Source organism: Kribbella sp. NPDC051587 (assembly GCF_044453945.1).
Taxonomy (GTDB): Bacteria; Actinomycetota; Actinomycetes; order Propionibacteriales; family Kribbellaceae; genus Kribbella.
Genome location: NZ_JBITDE010000015.1, coordinates 50,413 through 64,603 on the forward strand (window position 1 = coordinate 50,413; position 14,191 = coordinate 64,603).

Here is a 14,191-nt window from a genome sequence, read left to right on the forward strand (position 1 = left end):
GGGTGGGCTCGAATAGTGTGGGGGGTATGAGTACTCCGTCCGAGAAATATGCAACCTTCCGCTCGGACCAGGAGCACCCCGCGGTGAAGGAGTTCCGCGGGCTCTACGACTTCGCGCTGGATGAGTTCCAGCTGCGCGCCTGTGCGGCGCTGGAGGACGGTCACCAGGTGCTGGTGGCCGCGCCGACCGGCTCCGGGAAGACGCTGGTCGGTGAGTTCGCCGTCCATCTGGCGCTGCAGCGGGGGCAGAAGTGCTTCTACACGACGCCGATCAAGGCGCTCAGCAACCAGAAGTACTCCGACCTGGTCAGCCGGTACGGCGCCGACAAGGTCGGACTGCTGACGGGGGACAACTCGGTCAACTCCGAGGCCCCGATCGTCGTCATGACGACCGAGGTACTGCGGAACATGCTGTACGCCGGTTCGTCCACCCTGCTCGGCCTGTCCTACGTGGTGATGGACGAGGTGCACTACCTGGCGGACCGGGCGCGGGGCGCGGTCTGGGAGGAAGTGATCATCCACCTGCCGGACTCGGTGTCGGTGGTCTCGCTGTCGGCGACGGTCAGCAACGCCGAGGAGTTCGGCGACTGGCTGGCGACGGTCCGCGGTAACACGGTCGTCGTGCTGGAGGAGAAGCGGCCGGTGCCGCTGTTCCAGCATGTGATGGTCGGGAAGCGGCTGCACGACCTGTTCGCCGGTGAGACGCCGACGGCGGGTGCTGGTGCGCAGGCGCAGTTCGGCCCGTCGGCCGGCCGTCCGAATCGCTCGGGCAACCCGGCCAAGGCGGCGACCGGCGGTTCGACCGACCTGCGCGACATGGTCAACCCGCAGCTGGTCAAGATCGCCCGCGACGACAACCGTGTCTTCCGTGACGACTCCCGCAAGCCACGCCGTCGCCGTGATCTCCCGAAGGGGCGGCCGCAGCGGTCGCACTTCACGCCGTTCCGGTCGGATGTGGTGGAGGAGCTGGACGCGGGCGCACTGCTGCCGGCGATCTTCTTCATCTTCTCGCGGAAGGGCTGCGAGGACGCGATGCTGCAGTGCCTGCGTTCCGGGCTGCGGCTGACCAAGCCGTCGGAGCGCGACGAGATCAAGCGGGTGCTGGCCGAGCGGACGATCGACCTGCCCGACGAGGACCTCGGCGTCCTGGGGTATCACGACTTCTCCGAGGCGCTCAGCCGCGGCATCGCGGCGCACCACGCGGGCATGCTGGCCGCGTTCAAGGAGGTCGTCGAGGAGCTGTTCGCGCGCGGCCTGATCAAGGTCGTGTTCGCCACCGAAACGCTTGCCCTGGGCATCAACATGCCGGCGCGCACCGTCGTACTGGAGAAGCTGTCCAAGTGGAACGGTGAGGCGCACGTCGACATCACCCCGGGGGAATACACGCAGCTCACCGGGCGGGCCGGACGGCGCGGGATCGACGTCGAGGGGCACGCGGTCGTGCTCTGGCAGCCCGGGTTCGACCCACGCGCTGTGGCCGGGCTCGCGTCCACGCGAACCTACCCACTGCGGTCGTCGTTCTCGCCGTCGTACAACATGGCCGTCAACCTGGTCCGCCAGGTCGGGCGGACGCGGGCCCGCGACATGCTGGAGCTGTCGTTCGCGCAGTTCCAGTCCGACCAGGCCGTGGTCGGACTGGCGCGGCAGGTGCAGCGCAACACCGAGGCACTCGAGGGATACAAGGAGTCGATCGACTGTCACCTCGGCGACTTCCTCGAGTACGCCGCTCTACGCCGCCGGATCGGGGAGCGTGAGTCCTCGGGATCGAAGGCGCGCAAGCTGGACCGCCGGGTCGAGGCGCAGGAGTCGATCGAGAAGCTTCGGATGGGCGATGTCATCCGGATCCCGGCCGGTCGCAGCGCCGGCTGGGCGCTGGTGCTCGACGCCGGGATGCGGTCGGAGCGCGAAGGACCGCGACCGACCGTGCTGACGCTGGACCGGCAGGTGCGGAAGCTGTCGATGATCGACTTCCCGACTCCGGTCGAGGCGATCAGCTCGCTGCGGATCCCGAAGAAGTTCAACGCCCGCAACCCCCAGCAGCGCCGTGAGCTCGCGCAGGTGCTGCGGGTTCGTACCGACATGCTCGGCGAGGACGGCCCGCCGTCGCGGACCCGCGGCCGCGATGTCATCAGTCACGCGGACGACCCGGAGCTGCAGGAGATGCGGGCCCAGCTGCGCGCGCACCCGTGCCACGGTTGCTCCGATCGCGAGGACCACGCCCGCTGGGCCGAGCGCTACTTCCGGCTCGACCGGGAGAACCGCGACGTCCAGCGCAAGATCGAGCAGCGGACGAACACGATCGCCCGCCAGTTCGACCGGGTCTGCCAGGTCCTCGACGCCCTGCACTACCTGGAGGGCGACAAGACCACCGAGGCCGGTGACCGGCTGGCGCGGATCTACACCGAGCTCGACCTGGTCGCGGCGGAGTGCCTGCGCCAGGGCGTCTTCGACGACCTCACCGTGCCCGAGCTGGCGGCAGCGCTGGCCGCGCTCGTCTACGAGTCGCGCTCGAAGGACGAGCCGACCTCACCCCGGCTGCCGCGCGGCGACGTCCGCCCGGCCCTGGAGAAGATGGGCAAGATCTGGAGCGAGCTGTCGGCGCTCGAGCGCGACATGCGCGTCGACTTCCTGCGCTCGATGGACCTCGGGTTCTGCTGGCCGGCCTTCCGCTGGTCCTCCGGTGCCTCCCTGGCCGAGGTCCTCTACGAGTCCGACCTGGCTGCCGGCGACTTCGTCCGCTGGACCAAGCAGCTGATCGACCTCACCGAGCAGGTCGCCGACGCAGCAGGAGACAACTCCGCGCTGCGCCACACGGCCCGCCAGGTGGTCGAGCAGATCCGCCGCGGCGTCATCGCCTACGCAACGGTGGTGGACGAAGGCTGACCTATTCCGTGGGCGAGCAGACTTTCGGCCGTGTCGGCGATGGTGTCCTCGATAGGGCGTGCTCGCCAGCCCAGTAGCCGCTCGGCTTTCGCGCTGGTGGCGTTGAAGTCCTGCCCGAGCTGGGGACGCAGGACGCGCATCAGTGGGATGAATCGGCTCATCAGCCGAGCGAGGAAGAGCGGCAGCTCGCGGGTCGGGGCCTTCGCCGCGCGGTCGCCGAGCCGCTCGCGCAGGATGCGGGCGACTTCGATGATGCGTAGGCTGGGGCCGGCCGAAGCGATCCAGCGTTCGCCGGCCGCGGCCGGGTCGGTCATCGCGCGCAGGTGCAGGTCGGCCACGTCGCGCACATCGACCCAGCTGGAGGCGAACGGCGGACAGGCCGACATCTCGCCGGTCAGCATGGTGCGGATGGTCCGTAGCGACGGCGGGTCGTCCGGGCCGAGCACAGGCCCGAGCACTCCGGTGGGATGGACGGCCGCGAGCTCGAGCCCGTTGCCTTCATCCCGCACGAACTGCCAGGCCGCGCGCTCCGCGAGCGTCTTCGAGCGCTGGTACGGCGGGATGTCCGCGTCGATGTTGGTCCAGTCCTCCTCGGTGAACGGGGTGGTCCGTCGCGGATGTCCGTAGCCGACGGCTCCGAACGCGCTGGTCAGCACCACGCGACGAACGCCGGCATCGCGCGCAGCCCGCAGTACCCGCAAGACCCCGTCCCGGGCGGCGGACACCATCGCATCCTCACTGTCGACCCCGTTGCGCAGTGTCGGCGAGGCGACGTGCAGGACGTACTCACAGCCGTCGACCGCTTCGGCCCAGCCGTCATCGCTCTGGAGATCGGCCCGGACGACGCTCAGTCGCTCTGTGGTTGCCATGGGCAACTGTGGGCGCAGGCCCGCCTCGCGGGACAGGTCGCGCACGGTCGTGCGTACGTCGTACCCGGCCTCCAACAGCGCGCGGACGCACCAGCTTGCGATGAAGCCGGACCCTCCGGTGACCAAGACCTTGCTCATGCGAGTGCCATCCCTGGGATCCGGGCCCGAATGACGGCGAGCTCGGCTTCGTCCGAGATGCCTTGCCAGTCGTAGCGGGCGGTGTAAGGAGCTTCAAGAGCCTGTACGTCGTCCTCGGTCAGGTCGACGTCGAGCGACTGCACGGCCTCGTCGATCTGCTGAATCGAACCGGCCCCGACCAGCGGTGCGGTGACGACCGGCTGCCGGCGGAGCCACGCGAGTGCGATCTGAGCCCGGCTCACGCCGTACCGGGCCGCGACCTGTCCGACCGCGTCGATGATCGCGCGGTTGGATGCCTCCTGCTCCGGCGAGTACAGCGTGTCGGCGAAGGCGCCGTCGGTCTCGGAGCGCGCTGTCGCTCGCGCATCGTCCCAACCGCGGGCGAGCCGGCCGCGGGCCAGCGGCGACCAGATGATCGTGCCGACGCCCTCGTCCAGACAGAGCGGGATCATCTCCCGCTCCTCCTCGCGGGCGAGCAGGTTGTAGTGGTCCTGCATCGACACGAACCGTGCCCAGCCGTGCTGCTTCTGCAGGTGCAAGGCCTTCGCGAACTCCCAGGCGTGCATCGAGGACGCACCGAGGTAGCGGACCTTGCCGGACCGGACGAGGTCGTTGAGCGCCTCGAGCGTCTCTTCCCACGGCGTGGTGTGGTCGTTGCGGTGAATCTGGTACAGGTCGATGTAGTCCGTGCCGAGGCGGCGCAGCGAGTGCTCGACCTCGGTCATGATCGCCTTCCGCGACAGGCCTTTCCCGTTCGGGCCGGTCCGCATCGGGTGCCGGAGTTTCGTCGCGATCACCACGTCGTCACGGTCGGCGAAGTCCGCGAGCGCCTGGCCGAGGATCTCCTCGCTGGACCCGTTCGAGTACATGTTCGCGGTGTCGAAGAAGTTGATGCCCGCGTCCAGCGCGTGCCGGATCAGTGGCCGCGCCTCGGCGGCGCCCTTCGACCAGACCGGATGGCCGCGGTCGGGTTCGCCGTACGTCATCGCTCCGATGGCGATCGGCGACACCTCCAGGCCCGTCGTACCGAGCTTGATGTACTGCATGATGCTCCTCTAAGCTATGCGGAGAGTTCTCCGGATACATTAGTGGAGAGCTCTCCGCTTAGCAAGTGAGGGACTGTTGTGGTTCGTTCTGACGCCCGGGAGAACCGGGCTCGCATCCTTGAGGTGGCCCGCGCGGCCTTCATCGAGGACGGCGCCACCTCGATGAACCAGATCGCTCAGCGGTCCGGGGTCGGAGCCGGCACGCTGTACCGCAACTTCCCGACCCGGGAGGCGCTGGTGCTCGCCGTCTATCAGGACGAGGTGGAGCGGATCCTTGCCGCCGTACCGGAGTTGCTGGCCGAACTGCCGCCAGTCGAGGCGTTGCGGCAGTGGACGACCGGTCTGGTCGACGCGATGCGCCGCAAGCACGGGCTCGGCGACGCCCTCGGTCCCGCCGCGACCCAAGCGGTCACCGAACAGACCTATGAGCCGGTCATCGGTGCCATCACCGCGCTACTCGACGCGGGGAAGCGTGACGGCAGCATCCGTGCCGATGCGGACGCCGGCGACTTCCTCCAGTTGACCGCCGCGCTCTGGCGCGCGTCCGACGACAGGTCGCCACGCATGCTCGCGCTGATCCTGGACGGACTCCGCCCGCAGTCGCGCTGATCGACCCCGCAGGTTTATAGGGTCGATGGCATCCGCCTGCCATTGAAGGAGTCGTCTCTGTGGAACTGTCCCGCCGGAGTCTGGGAAAGCTTGCTGTCGCATCTGGAGTGACCTGGGCCGGGGCGGCTGCCTCGGCCGATGCTGCGACCTGGAAGGTGACCGGGACCGCCGTACCGGCGCTGGCCGGGTTCGACAACCAGATGAAGACGTTCATGCAGGCGCGTGGGGTGACGGCCGGCCAGTTGGCTGTTACGTACAAGGGGCGTCTGGTGCTGGCGCGTGGCTACAGCGCCAGTACGGCGGATGTGCAGCCGACGTCGCTGTTCCGGATCGCGAGCCTGTCGAAGTCGTTCACGGCCGCTGCGATCCTGCGGCTCGAGCAGGACGGCAAGCTGACGCTGTCGTCGAAGGTCGTTGACCTGCTCGGCATCACCGCACCTGTTGACCCACGCTGGTCGGACATCACGCTAGGGCGACTGCTGCAGCATCTGGGTGGTTGGAACCGTGACGTCTCCGGTGACCCGAACTTCAAGGACGCTGCGATCTCACAGGCGCTCGGCGTACCGATGGAGCTGCAGCACGCGGACGTCATCAGGTACATGACCGGACAGAAGCTGGACGCCGCACCGGGCGCCAAGTACGCGTACTCGAACTTCGGGTACCTGCTGGCCGGGCGGGTGATCGAGAAGCTGTCTGGGCTGAGCTACGAGGCCTATGTGCAGCAGAAGCTCCTTGCACCGTTGCAGATCAAGCGGATGGCACTCGGGTGGAGCATTGCCAAGCACGCCGGCGAGACGTCGTACGAATCGCAATACACCGGGCGGACTGTGCTCAACAACACCGGCGCGACGGTCGCAGCGCCGTACGGGTCGTTCAGTATGCGCATCCAGGACGCCAACGGTGGCTGGATCGCCAGTGCGCCGGACCTGGTCCGGTGGGCGAAGATGTTCGACGCACCGGGTGCAGTGCTGAACAGTACGTCGCTTGGCCGCGTCTGGGCGCAGCCGGAGACGGGGATCGATCCGACGGGCTGGTACTACGGTCTCGGGTGGCAGGTGCGATCAGTCACCACAGGCGGTACCGGCCGCAACACGTGGCACACCGGGAGCATGCCGGGTACCTCTACCATCCTGGTCCGCACGTACAACGGTATGAGCTGGGCTGCGCTGTTCAACCGGCGCGACGACCCGTCCGGCAAGTCGTACGGCGACATCGACCCGGCCATGTGGACCGCGGCCAACGGGGTCACGTCCTGGCCGACGCACGACCTGTTCCCGCAGTACTTCAGCTAGCCATCACCGCCGGCTTCACTGGCTCCATGGCCGACGGCACTACCGTCCAGCCTCCCTGGTCGCGGTGAGCTGTTAGCTGAGGCCGCGGAGGATCACGGCGAGCGTGCGCTGCCGGAGGTCCGGCGTCCAGGAGGCTTGCTGTGCGGCGTACGTCGCTGCCGTCAGTAGCGCCATCACCTCGTCGACCTGAGCGGTAGGCCGAGCCGCGCCCGCTGCCTTGGCCTGGTCGAGCAGCCGCGCGACGCTGTCGGTCAGACCTCGCAGTGCGTCGCCGATGTCCAGTCGTGAGTCGCCGAGTGCGGTGACGACCATTCTGGTCCGGACGGCCTCGTCGACGACGGCATCGAAGAAGTCCGCCAGGGTCGACTCGTCGGCGAGGGTGGTCAGTCGCTCCAGTGACTCCTTCATGATCGCGACGAGCAGGTCGTCCTTGGTCGGGAAGTGCCGGAACACAGTCCCGACCGCCACTCCGGCCTGCTGGGCCACCTGCTCGGTGGTCGCCTTCGGGCCGTGTTCGGCGAACGCCTCGGAGGCCGAGCTCAGGATCGCGGCGCGGTTCCGTGCCGCGTCGGCGCGCAATCCCATTCCGGTCCTCCCTTGAAAGCTGAGTAGGCACTCACTATAGTCCGAGACAACCTGAGTATCCACTCATCTTTGGAGGTTGTGATGGTTGACCTGCGGACGATCATCGAGAGTCTCGGCCAGAGCTGGACCGGTGATCCGGCGGCCATGGACGACCTGCTGGCCGACGACGTGGTGATCGAGTCGCCGTTCGCGGCCGGTGGGGCGGCGCGGTGGGAGGGGCGTGACGAGTGGCTGGCGTTCGCCGTGCCGGCGCGGGCCGGGTTCCCGGTGCGGTTTGACCGATTCACTCCGTTGGCCGTGCACGAGACGGTGGACCCGGAGGTCGCCGTACTGGAGTACGAGCTGGCTGGCGTGCATCCGGGTACCGGCGAGCGAGGCGCTGCCCGGTTTGTCGGCGTACTGCGGGTGCGGGACGGGCAGATCGCCGGCTGGCGTGAGTACCAGAACACTTATGCCATCGTGCAGGCGTTAGGTTGAGGCTGATTGCATAGCCGAGTGGGAGGACTGTGGGATGCCGGAGATCGTGGAACTGGCGGAGCGGCCGTATGTGGCGCTGCGGGGGACCGTGCAGATGGACGGGATCAGTGCGTTCGCGGACCGGCTGCGTCAGGTGATCGGCTGGCTCGCGGCGCGAGAGATCGCACCGAACGGTGCGGCGTTCTTCAAGTACGACGTAGTGGACATGGAAGCCGGTCTGGTGATGGAGATCGGGTTCCCGGTGGACGATCTGCACGCTGGAGAGGGTGAGATCGTCACTGGGGTGCTTCCGGCTGGTCGGTACGCCACTGCGATGTACCACGGTCACCCGGACGGACTGGTGAAGGCCACGGGTGAGCTGCTCGACTGGGGCTCCGCAGAGGGCGTGGAGTGGGACGCTGACGGTGACAAGTGGGCCGCTCGGCTGGAGGTCTACCTGTCTGACCCGCGTGAGGTGCCGGACATGGCGGACTGGGATACCGAGCTGCAGTTCAAGCTCAAGTAGTGCCCACAGTCCTCGCTGGCGTCAGTCGACTCGCTCCGGAGCGCGTGCGGCATGTCGCCTCGCCGTTGATCGAGCTCGGCTGCGCACTCCACGTGCTGGCCGAACCTCGGCATCACAACCGCCTGGAGTGGGCGTCCGACGTACCGCTGCCTGCTGAGTTGCGTTCGGAGTTGTCGCAGTGGACGTGGACTGTGCGTGCAGTGCGGGCACGCTTCTTCGCGACGACTACGTCCACTGGGGTGCCGTCGTGGGCAGATGAGATCGCTGCCCTGCGTGCGCGTTCGCCCGAGTCGCTGGCTGCTGAGCTCGTACGACCGTTGCGGGGTCGGCCGTTGAGTAGTCGCGAGGTCGATCTCGACGCCGTACGGCACTGGTCGCGCAGTCGCGGTCGTGAGGTCGCTGCGCTGGTGGAAGCCTTGCTGGACTCACCAGCTGAGCCGGTACGGCGTTTCCTCGACCTGCTGGATGCTTGTTGGTCCACCTGGTTCCACGAGGTGTGGGAGTCGTCGCGCGATGCGTTAGCCGCCCGTGGACGCCAGGACCGCGACTACGCGGTGCGCGACGGCGTACTGGCGATGCTGCAGTCGTTGGACAGCTCGGTCGCCATCCGCGACGACGACAGCGCCGTGGTGCAGAAGGTCCAGAACAAGCGCATCGACCTGTCGGACCGCTCCCTGCTGCTCGTCCCCAGCAACTACATCGCCCCACACCTCTTCCTCGGTGAGATCCCCGGCGAACCTCTCACTGTCATCTACCCCGCCACCGGCCGCGGCCCAGCGGTCCCCACCGCCCAGCAGGTCCGAGCGCGGCTGGAGGCCCTCGCCGCCCCCGACCGCCTCCAGGTCTGCCGAGCCGTAGCCAGCGAACCCCGTACCGCCGGCGAGATCGCCGCCCTCTGGAACCTCCACCCCACCCAGGTAACCCGCCACCTCAAAGCCCTCACCCGCGCCAACCTGGTCACCGCCGAACGCCAAGGCCGCTTCGTCACCTACCACCTCAACGAAGCCACCCTCCACTCCCTAGGCCCCCACCTCCTCACCCTCATCCTCAGATAACCCCCGCGGCCGACTACGCGAGCTCCTTCGTCGCCCGCTACCCCTCCACGCTCGCGCCGCTCACTAGACCTGCTCGCTACCGCTCGCCCTGACCACGGGCGGCGTGCGGCGAGCGTGGTCGACTCGGTCAGTGCGGTGTACGGAGAGGTCGAACCGGCCGACAGGGGCAGGAGGAGTGGTCATAGGCGTGGAGCCTCAGGTAGTCCGTACCGAAGGACGGGTAGTCGTGCCACTCCGCGTCCTCTACCGGCGCATCCCACCGTGCGCCAGCCCCTGCGGCCGACCACTACCCGTTCTTCCGTACGCTCGTGATCGTCATGGGTGAACATGCGATCCACATCGAGCCGTACGACGCAGACTGGCTGCGGCAGTTCGCCGCGCTGGGGGAGAGGCTTCGGGGTGCGTTGGGGGACGTGGCGCTGCGGATCGACCACATCGGGTCCACGGCGGTTCCGGGGTTGGCGGCCAAGCCGGTGATCGACGTACAGGTGTCTGTGGAGGCGCTGGAGCCGGTGACGCCGTACCGGGAGCCCTTGCAGGGCTTGGGATTCGTCTACCGGGCGGACAACGTGGAGCGCACGAAGCGGTACTTCCGGGAGGCGCCTGGCGCGCATCGTACTCACATCCATGTGCGGAAGGAGGGGAGCTTCTCGCAGCAGTTTCCGTTGTTGTTGCGGGACTTCCTCCGCACACACCCTGAGGCGGTGCTGGAGTACGCGGCGTTGAAGCGGGAGCTCGCTGACAGGTTCCGTGACGACCGGGCGGCGTACGGCGCGGCGAAGGTGCCGTGGTTCTGGGAGGCGATCCAGCGGGCTGATGCGTGGGCGCAGCAGACGGGGTGGGAGCCAGAGCCCAGTGATGCTTAGTACTTCACTCGGAAGTTGCCGACCAGGGTGATCTGGTTGTTGTCGGGGTCGGTGAGGGGGCAGAGCCGGACGCCTTTGTTGGCGTCGATGATCTCTCCGGGGTCGATGCCCAGTTCGCGGATCTCGCGGACGCCCTCGGCGAGGTCTGAGACGGCGAGGTTGAGGAGGCTGTGGCCAGCGCGGGTGGGGTCCTCGGTGACCTGGACCCAGCCGTTGTCGGTGATCTGCCACTCGATGAGGGTGGTCATGGGGTTGTTGTCGGGTTCGCGGCCGAACAGCTTGGTGTACCAGGGCCGGCTGGCTTCGAGAGAGCTCACTGCGACGACTGCCAGGACATGCTCAACGTGCGCCATGTTCAGTGCTCCTTGAACTCGGTAGCGAGGGTGTCGAGCTGTTGGGCGGTGCCCTGCTCGCGCCACTCGGGTTGCTCTTGGCCGGGGAGGTAGATGCCGTGTTCGGTGAGTACCAGCACGGTTTCGGCGCCGTCCGGCTGGAACTCGACGCTGGTGACAGATGTGGTCGACAGCTGTGAGCCGGCACGCAGCGTGGACGTGGTGATGATGCGTTCGTTCAGCACGATCTCGGCGTACCGGGCCTCGTAGGTCAGCGAACGGCCCTCGCCGTCGAACCCCTTGACCACCTCGAGTCCGCCGACGGTGAAGTCCTGCGCGTGCTCCGCGCCCTGTGCCATCCAGCGCCCGCGCGCCGCTGGGGTCGCCCAGGCCTCGAAGACGCGCTCGACCGGTGCCGGGTACCGGCGTTCGAGGGTGAACGTCGAATGCGTGACTGTCATGATCATTTCCCTTCCAGATAGTCGCCGAGCTGATCGAGCTGCCGTTCGCGTTCCGTGCGTTGACCGGACAGCCACCGCTCCGCCGTACGCAGAGCAGTCGATCCGATCCGGCAACTGCGGACGCGGCCGACTTTCTCGGTGACGATGACGCCCGCGTCCTCCAACACCTTCAGGTGCTGCATCACCGCCGGCAGTGACATCGCGAGCGGCGCGGCCAGCTCCTTCACCGGCGCCGGTCCGCGGACCAGCCGTTCCACGATCGCCCGCCGAGACGGGTCGGCGAGTGCATGGAACACCCGATCGAGCTCGCCATGGTTAATCATGTCCTTAACTATTGGCGCAGACCTCGCGAAAGTCAAGTAGTCGGTTAACTGTTTGGGCTGAGCTCGCGACCGTACGACGAGGGCTCAGGCTTGGTCGGCGATCTGCTGCACGTAGTCGACGAGGAACGGATCGTGCTCCTCGAACGGGTAGGCGGTATAGAACGCGTTCACTGCTGCCTGTGCATCGGTGAAGTGGCACCGCGGCCAGAGGGCGATCATGTCGTCATGATCCGGTGCGCGAGCGGCTAGAAGCTTCATGAGGAACACCATGTCCGGCGGCGGAGCGAGAACGGTCAGGTGACTGGTCCGGTAGCGGACTTCGCAGTCGTCCATGTGCAGTCCGGCGGGAGCGAACATGGCGGCCGAGTCATTGAGTCGGTGGCGGCAGTGCGGATGGACTCACGCGGCGTCTCGCCACAGGTCGTGGGCCGCCAGCCAGATATTGCGGGCCGCCAGCTGTGGAGGTGTCTGTGTGCGAGCCCGCTTGACCCGTGCAGGGGTGCCTGGCGTATCCCATGGGGTGGCGGAGGCTGGAACGGCTCGAGTCCAACGGGGCCTGTCGATGCCTGCGTCGTCGGCCAGCTTCTCGGCGATGCCCGCGAGCAGCGAGTCGAACATGGCGTCGCCGGTACGGTGCGGCGGTGACTCGATGGCCGGCCCTGTCAGCTCTTGGTGCTGGGTGAGTTGGTCGATGAAACCTCGCAGGCGCGTCCAGTTGATCTTGCGTGCCGCCGCGTCAGGGACGTGGGCGTCGGCCAGTTCTTCGATCCGTGGCTGCCGCGAACGGGTGGTGTCCTGGAGGGCGACGGTCAAGGTCAGCCCGGCGGCTGCGATCAAACGTCCGAGCATCGTGATGGTCGGGTCCGTCGAGCCGGCTTCGATGCGGGAGACGGTGGAGGTCGGAACGCCTGCTCTGATCGCAAGCGCGCTGCGCGACAGGCCCGCCTCCTCGCGCGCGCGGCGAAGAAGCTCACTGGCATTCACTTTTGTAGCATATATGCAACCCCAGAGTCCGGCAACCGCCTTACCGCGTCTGGGGTTTCAGGAGGTTGCGGAGGGAGCGGGCGGCGGTGAAGCCGGCTCGGTTGGCGCCGATGGTGCTGGCGGAGGGGCCGTAGCCGACCAGGTGGATGTGGGGGTCCAGGGCGGTTCGGGTGCCTTCCATGCGGATGCCGCCGGAGGGCTCGCGCAGGTGTAAGGGGGAGAGGTGGGCCAGGTCGGCGCGGAAGCCGGTGGCCCAGAGGATCGTGTCGATGTGTTGGTGGCGGCCGTCGGGCCAGGTGGGGCCGTCGGGGGTGAGGTTGTCGAACATGGGGAGGCGGGTGTAGACGCCGCGATCCCAGGCGGGCTGTTCTTGGGGGCGGAGGTGCAGTCCGGTGACGCTGACGACGCTGCGGGGTGGGAGGCCGGCGCGGACACGCTCCTCGACCTTGGCGACGACCTGTCGACCCAGTTCGGGGCCGAACTCCTCGCCGGTGTGCCACTCCGGTGGCCGGCGCGTCACCCAGGTGGTGGTGGCGACTTCGGAGATCTCGGCGAGCAGCTGTACGGCGGATGCGCCGCCGCCGACCACCAGCACCTGCTGGCCGGCCAGCTCGGCGGCGCCGCGGTAGTCGGCAGTGTGCAGCTGCCGTCCCTGGAAGGTCTCGATCCCTGGGTACCAAGGGATGAACGGCCGGTTCCACGTGCCAGTGGCGTTCACCAGAGCTGCAGTCCGGTACGTCGACTGGTCGGTCCGCACCTCGAACCCGCCCTCGATCCGCTGCACACTCTCCACCGCCACCGGCCGCACCACCGGCAGCCCGAACCGCTTCTCGTACGACGCGAAGTACGACGGCACGAACTCGTTCGCCCGCTCCGGCCCCACGCTGTCCGGCACTGGCGCACCTGGCAGGTTCGCGATCCCGTGGACGTCGTGCATGGTCAACGAGTCCCACCGGTGCTGCCACGCACCCCCTGGCTCCGGATTGCTGTCCAATACGACGACCTCGTCGTACGGCGTGAATCCCAGCCGCACGAGGTGGTACGCAGCCGACAGCCCTGCCTGGCCGGCGCCGATCACCACTACCTGAAGCACACCACCCACAACGCTGACGCGGCAGCGCATCTTCCCGCCGCCGGGTCAGCGCGACGGTTTACTCCGCCTCGATCAGGCGGTCGATCTTCTCGTGGTAGCGCTGGCCGGCCTTGCCGCCAATGATCGCGGCGAGCAGGGTGACGACGATGACGGCCACGGCCGCGATCACGCCACCTGTGGCGAGGGTTCCGTTGGAGAGGGCCACGTCCGGACGCTGTACGTCGGTCAGCCAGTCGTACTGGCTGTTGAGCAGTGCTCCGGCGCCGGCGGCGAGGACGGCGACCAGCACTGCCACCATCCAGACCCCGAACCCGTTGCGGGCCCCGTCGAAGCGGGCCAGCCGGCCGGCGACGTACCCGCCGCTGTAGAAGGCCACTGCGATCACCACGATCGCCATGACGGCGGCGGTGAGTCCGGCGGCGGCAGGGGAGGCCTCGGCGTCACCGCGGTTGTAGTCCAGGATCTCGGCGGTCAGCATGGCCACTGCGGAGACCGCGGCGGACAGCAGGACCGACATGGCGATCGCGATCAGCCAGCCGAAGAAGGCTGCACCGAACTTGAATCCCCGATAGACCAGTAGGGCCGCGTCAGCGGCCGGTGGGCGATCCGGTGCGACCAGGGGCCGGTCCGGGACGGTCGTCACGTTGCTCATCGTCCGTTCTCCTCACAGGTGA

At 67.9% G+C, this 14,191-nt stretch carries 17 protein-coding genes; 7 read left to right on the forward strand and 10 right to left on the reverse strand.

What is annotated here, in order from left to right:
- The first annotated feature begins 26 nt into the window (after nucleotides 1–26).
- Entirely contained in the window at nucleotides 27–2,882 is a 2,856-nt protein-coding gene (locus tag ACIA49_RS36040) for a DEAD/DEAH box helicase (protein WP_396382737.1), read from the forward strand.
- Here ACIA49_RS36040 and ACIA49_RS36045 read toward each other — a convergent pair.
- On the reverse strand, nucleotides 2,855–3,889 hold the full coding sequence (locus ACIA49_RS36045) for an SDR family oxidoreductase (protein WP_396382738.1): 1,035 nt from the start codon (nucleotides 3,887–3,889) through the stop codon (nucleotides 2,855–2,857). The two genes, ACIA49_RS36040 and ACIA49_RS36045, sit on opposite strands and share 28 nt — an antisense overlap.
- On the reverse strand, nucleotides 3,886–4,935 hold the full coding sequence (locus ACIA49_RS36050) for an aldo/keto reductase (RefSeq protein WP_396382739.1): 1,050 nt from the start codon (nucleotides 4,933–4,935) through the stop codon (nucleotides 3,886–3,888). The genes ACIA49_RS36045 and ACIA49_RS36050 overlap by 4 nt, the downstream gene beginning before the upstream one ends.
- A gap of 78 nt (nucleotides 4,936–5,013) precedes the next feature.
- On the opposite strand from ACIA49_RS36050, the gene ACIA49_RS36055 reads away from it, so the two are divergent.
- Nucleotides 5,014–5,544, forward strand: coding sequence for a TetR/AcrR family transcriptional regulator (locus ACIA49_RS36055; protein WP_396382741.1), 531 nt, complete (start codon nucleotides 5,014–5,016; stop codon nucleotides 5,542–5,544).
- Nucleotides 5,545–5,603: 59 nt separating this feature from the next.
- Nucleotides 5,604–6,836: a serine hydrolase domain-containing protein gene (locus ACIA49_RS36060; RefSeq protein WP_396382742.1), complete on the forward strand. Its 1,233-nt coding sequence runs from the start codon at nucleotides 5,604–5,606 to the stop codon at nucleotides 6,834–6,836.
- 72 nt (nucleotides 6,837–6,908) lie between these two features.
- On the opposite strand, the gene ACIA49_RS36065 is transcribed toward ACIA49_RS36060, so the two are convergent.
- Complete coding sequence (locus tag ACIA49_RS36065; protein ID WP_396382744.1) at nucleotides 6,909–7,421, reverse strand: TetR/AcrR family transcriptional regulator; 513 nt, start codon at nucleotides 7,419–7,421, stop codon at nucleotides 6,909–6,911.
- 81 nt (nucleotides 7,422–7,502) lie between these two features.
- Here ACIA49_RS36065 and ACIA49_RS36070 point away from each other — a divergent pair, with 81 nt between their 5' ends.
- From ACIA49_RS36070 to ACIA49_RS36085, 4 genes are all read left to right on the forward strand, one after another.
- On the forward strand, nucleotides 7,503–7,898 hold the full coding sequence (locus tag ACIA49_RS36070; RefSeq protein WP_396382745.1) for a nuclear transport factor 2 family protein: 396 nt from the start codon (nucleotides 7,503–7,505) through the stop codon (nucleotides 7,896–7,898).
- A 34-nt stretch (nucleotides 7,899–7,932) separates the two neighbouring features.
- Entirely contained in the window at nucleotides 7,933–8,403 is a 471-nt protein-coding gene (locus tag ACIA49_RS36075) for a GyrI-like domain-containing protein (protein ID WP_396382746.1), read from the forward strand.
- The gene (locus tag ACIA49_RS36080; RefSeq protein WP_396382748.1) at nucleotides 8,403–9,458 is read left to right on the forward strand and encodes a DUF5937 family protein; all 1,056 of its coding nucleotides are present in this window, start codon (nucleotides 8,403–8,405) and stop codon (nucleotides 9,456–9,458) included. Before ACIA49_RS36075 ends, ACIA49_RS36080 begins: the two co-directional genes overlap by 1 nt.
- Nucleotides 9,459–9,775: 317 nt before the next feature.
- On the forward strand, nucleotides 9,776–10,324 hold the full coding sequence (locus tag ACIA49_RS36085; protein ID WP_396382750.1) for a GrpB family protein: 549 nt from the start codon (nucleotides 9,776–9,778) through the stop codon (nucleotides 10,322–10,324).
- On the opposite strand, the gene ACIA49_RS36090 is transcribed toward ACIA49_RS36085, so the two are convergent.
- The 7 genes from ACIA49_RS36090 to ACIA49_RS36120 form a co-directional block, all read right to left on the reverse strand.
- Entirely contained in the window at nucleotides 10,321–10,677 is a 357-nt protein-coding gene (locus ACIA49_RS36090; protein WP_396382751.1) for a VOC family protein, read from the reverse strand. The two genes, ACIA49_RS36085 and ACIA49_RS36090, sit on opposite strands and share 4 nt — an antisense overlap.
- Before the next feature lie 2 nt (nucleotides 10,678–10,679).
- Nucleotides 10,680–11,117 carry an SRPBCC family protein gene (locus ACIA49_RS36095; protein WP_396382753.1) on the reverse strand — a complete coding sequence of 146 codons (438 nt, stop codon included), beginning with the start codon at nucleotides 11,115–11,117 and terminating at the stop codon, nucleotides 10,680–10,682.
- Nucleotides 11,118–11,119: 2 nt separating this feature from the next.
- The gene (locus tag ACIA49_RS36100; RefSeq protein WP_396382754.1) at nucleotides 11,120–11,440 is read right to left on the reverse strand and encodes an ArsR/SmtB family transcription factor; all 321 of its coding nucleotides are present in this window, start codon (nucleotides 11,438–11,440) and stop codon (nucleotides 11,120–11,122) included.
- An 84-nt stretch (nucleotides 11,441–11,524) separates the two neighbouring features.
- Complete coding sequence (locus tag ACIA49_RS36105) at nucleotides 11,525–11,797, reverse strand: hypothetical protein (protein WP_396382756.1); 273 nt, start codon at nucleotides 11,795–11,797, stop codon at nucleotides 11,525–11,527.
- Between the two features lie 42 nt (nucleotides 11,798–11,839).
- Complete coding sequence (locus ACIA49_RS36110; protein ID WP_396382757.1) at nucleotides 11,840–12,424, reverse strand: helix-turn-helix domain-containing protein; 585 nt, start codon at nucleotides 12,422–12,424, stop codon at nucleotides 11,840–11,842.
- A gap of 40 nt (nucleotides 12,425–12,464) precedes the next feature.
- Complete coding sequence (locus ACIA49_RS36115) at nucleotides 12,465–13,517, reverse strand: FAD-dependent oxidoreductase (protein WP_396382759.1); 1,053 nt, start codon at nucleotides 13,515–13,517, stop codon at nucleotides 12,465–12,467.
- Nucleotides 13,518–13,575: 58 nt separating this feature from the next.
- Nucleotides 13,576–14,169 (reverse strand): hypothetical protein, encoded by a 594-nt coding sequence (locus ACIA49_RS36120; RefSeq protein ID WP_396382760.1) that lies wholly within the window; start codon nucleotides 14,167–14,169, stop codon nucleotides 13,576–13,578.
- Nucleotides 14,170–14,191: the final 22 nt, after the last annotated feature.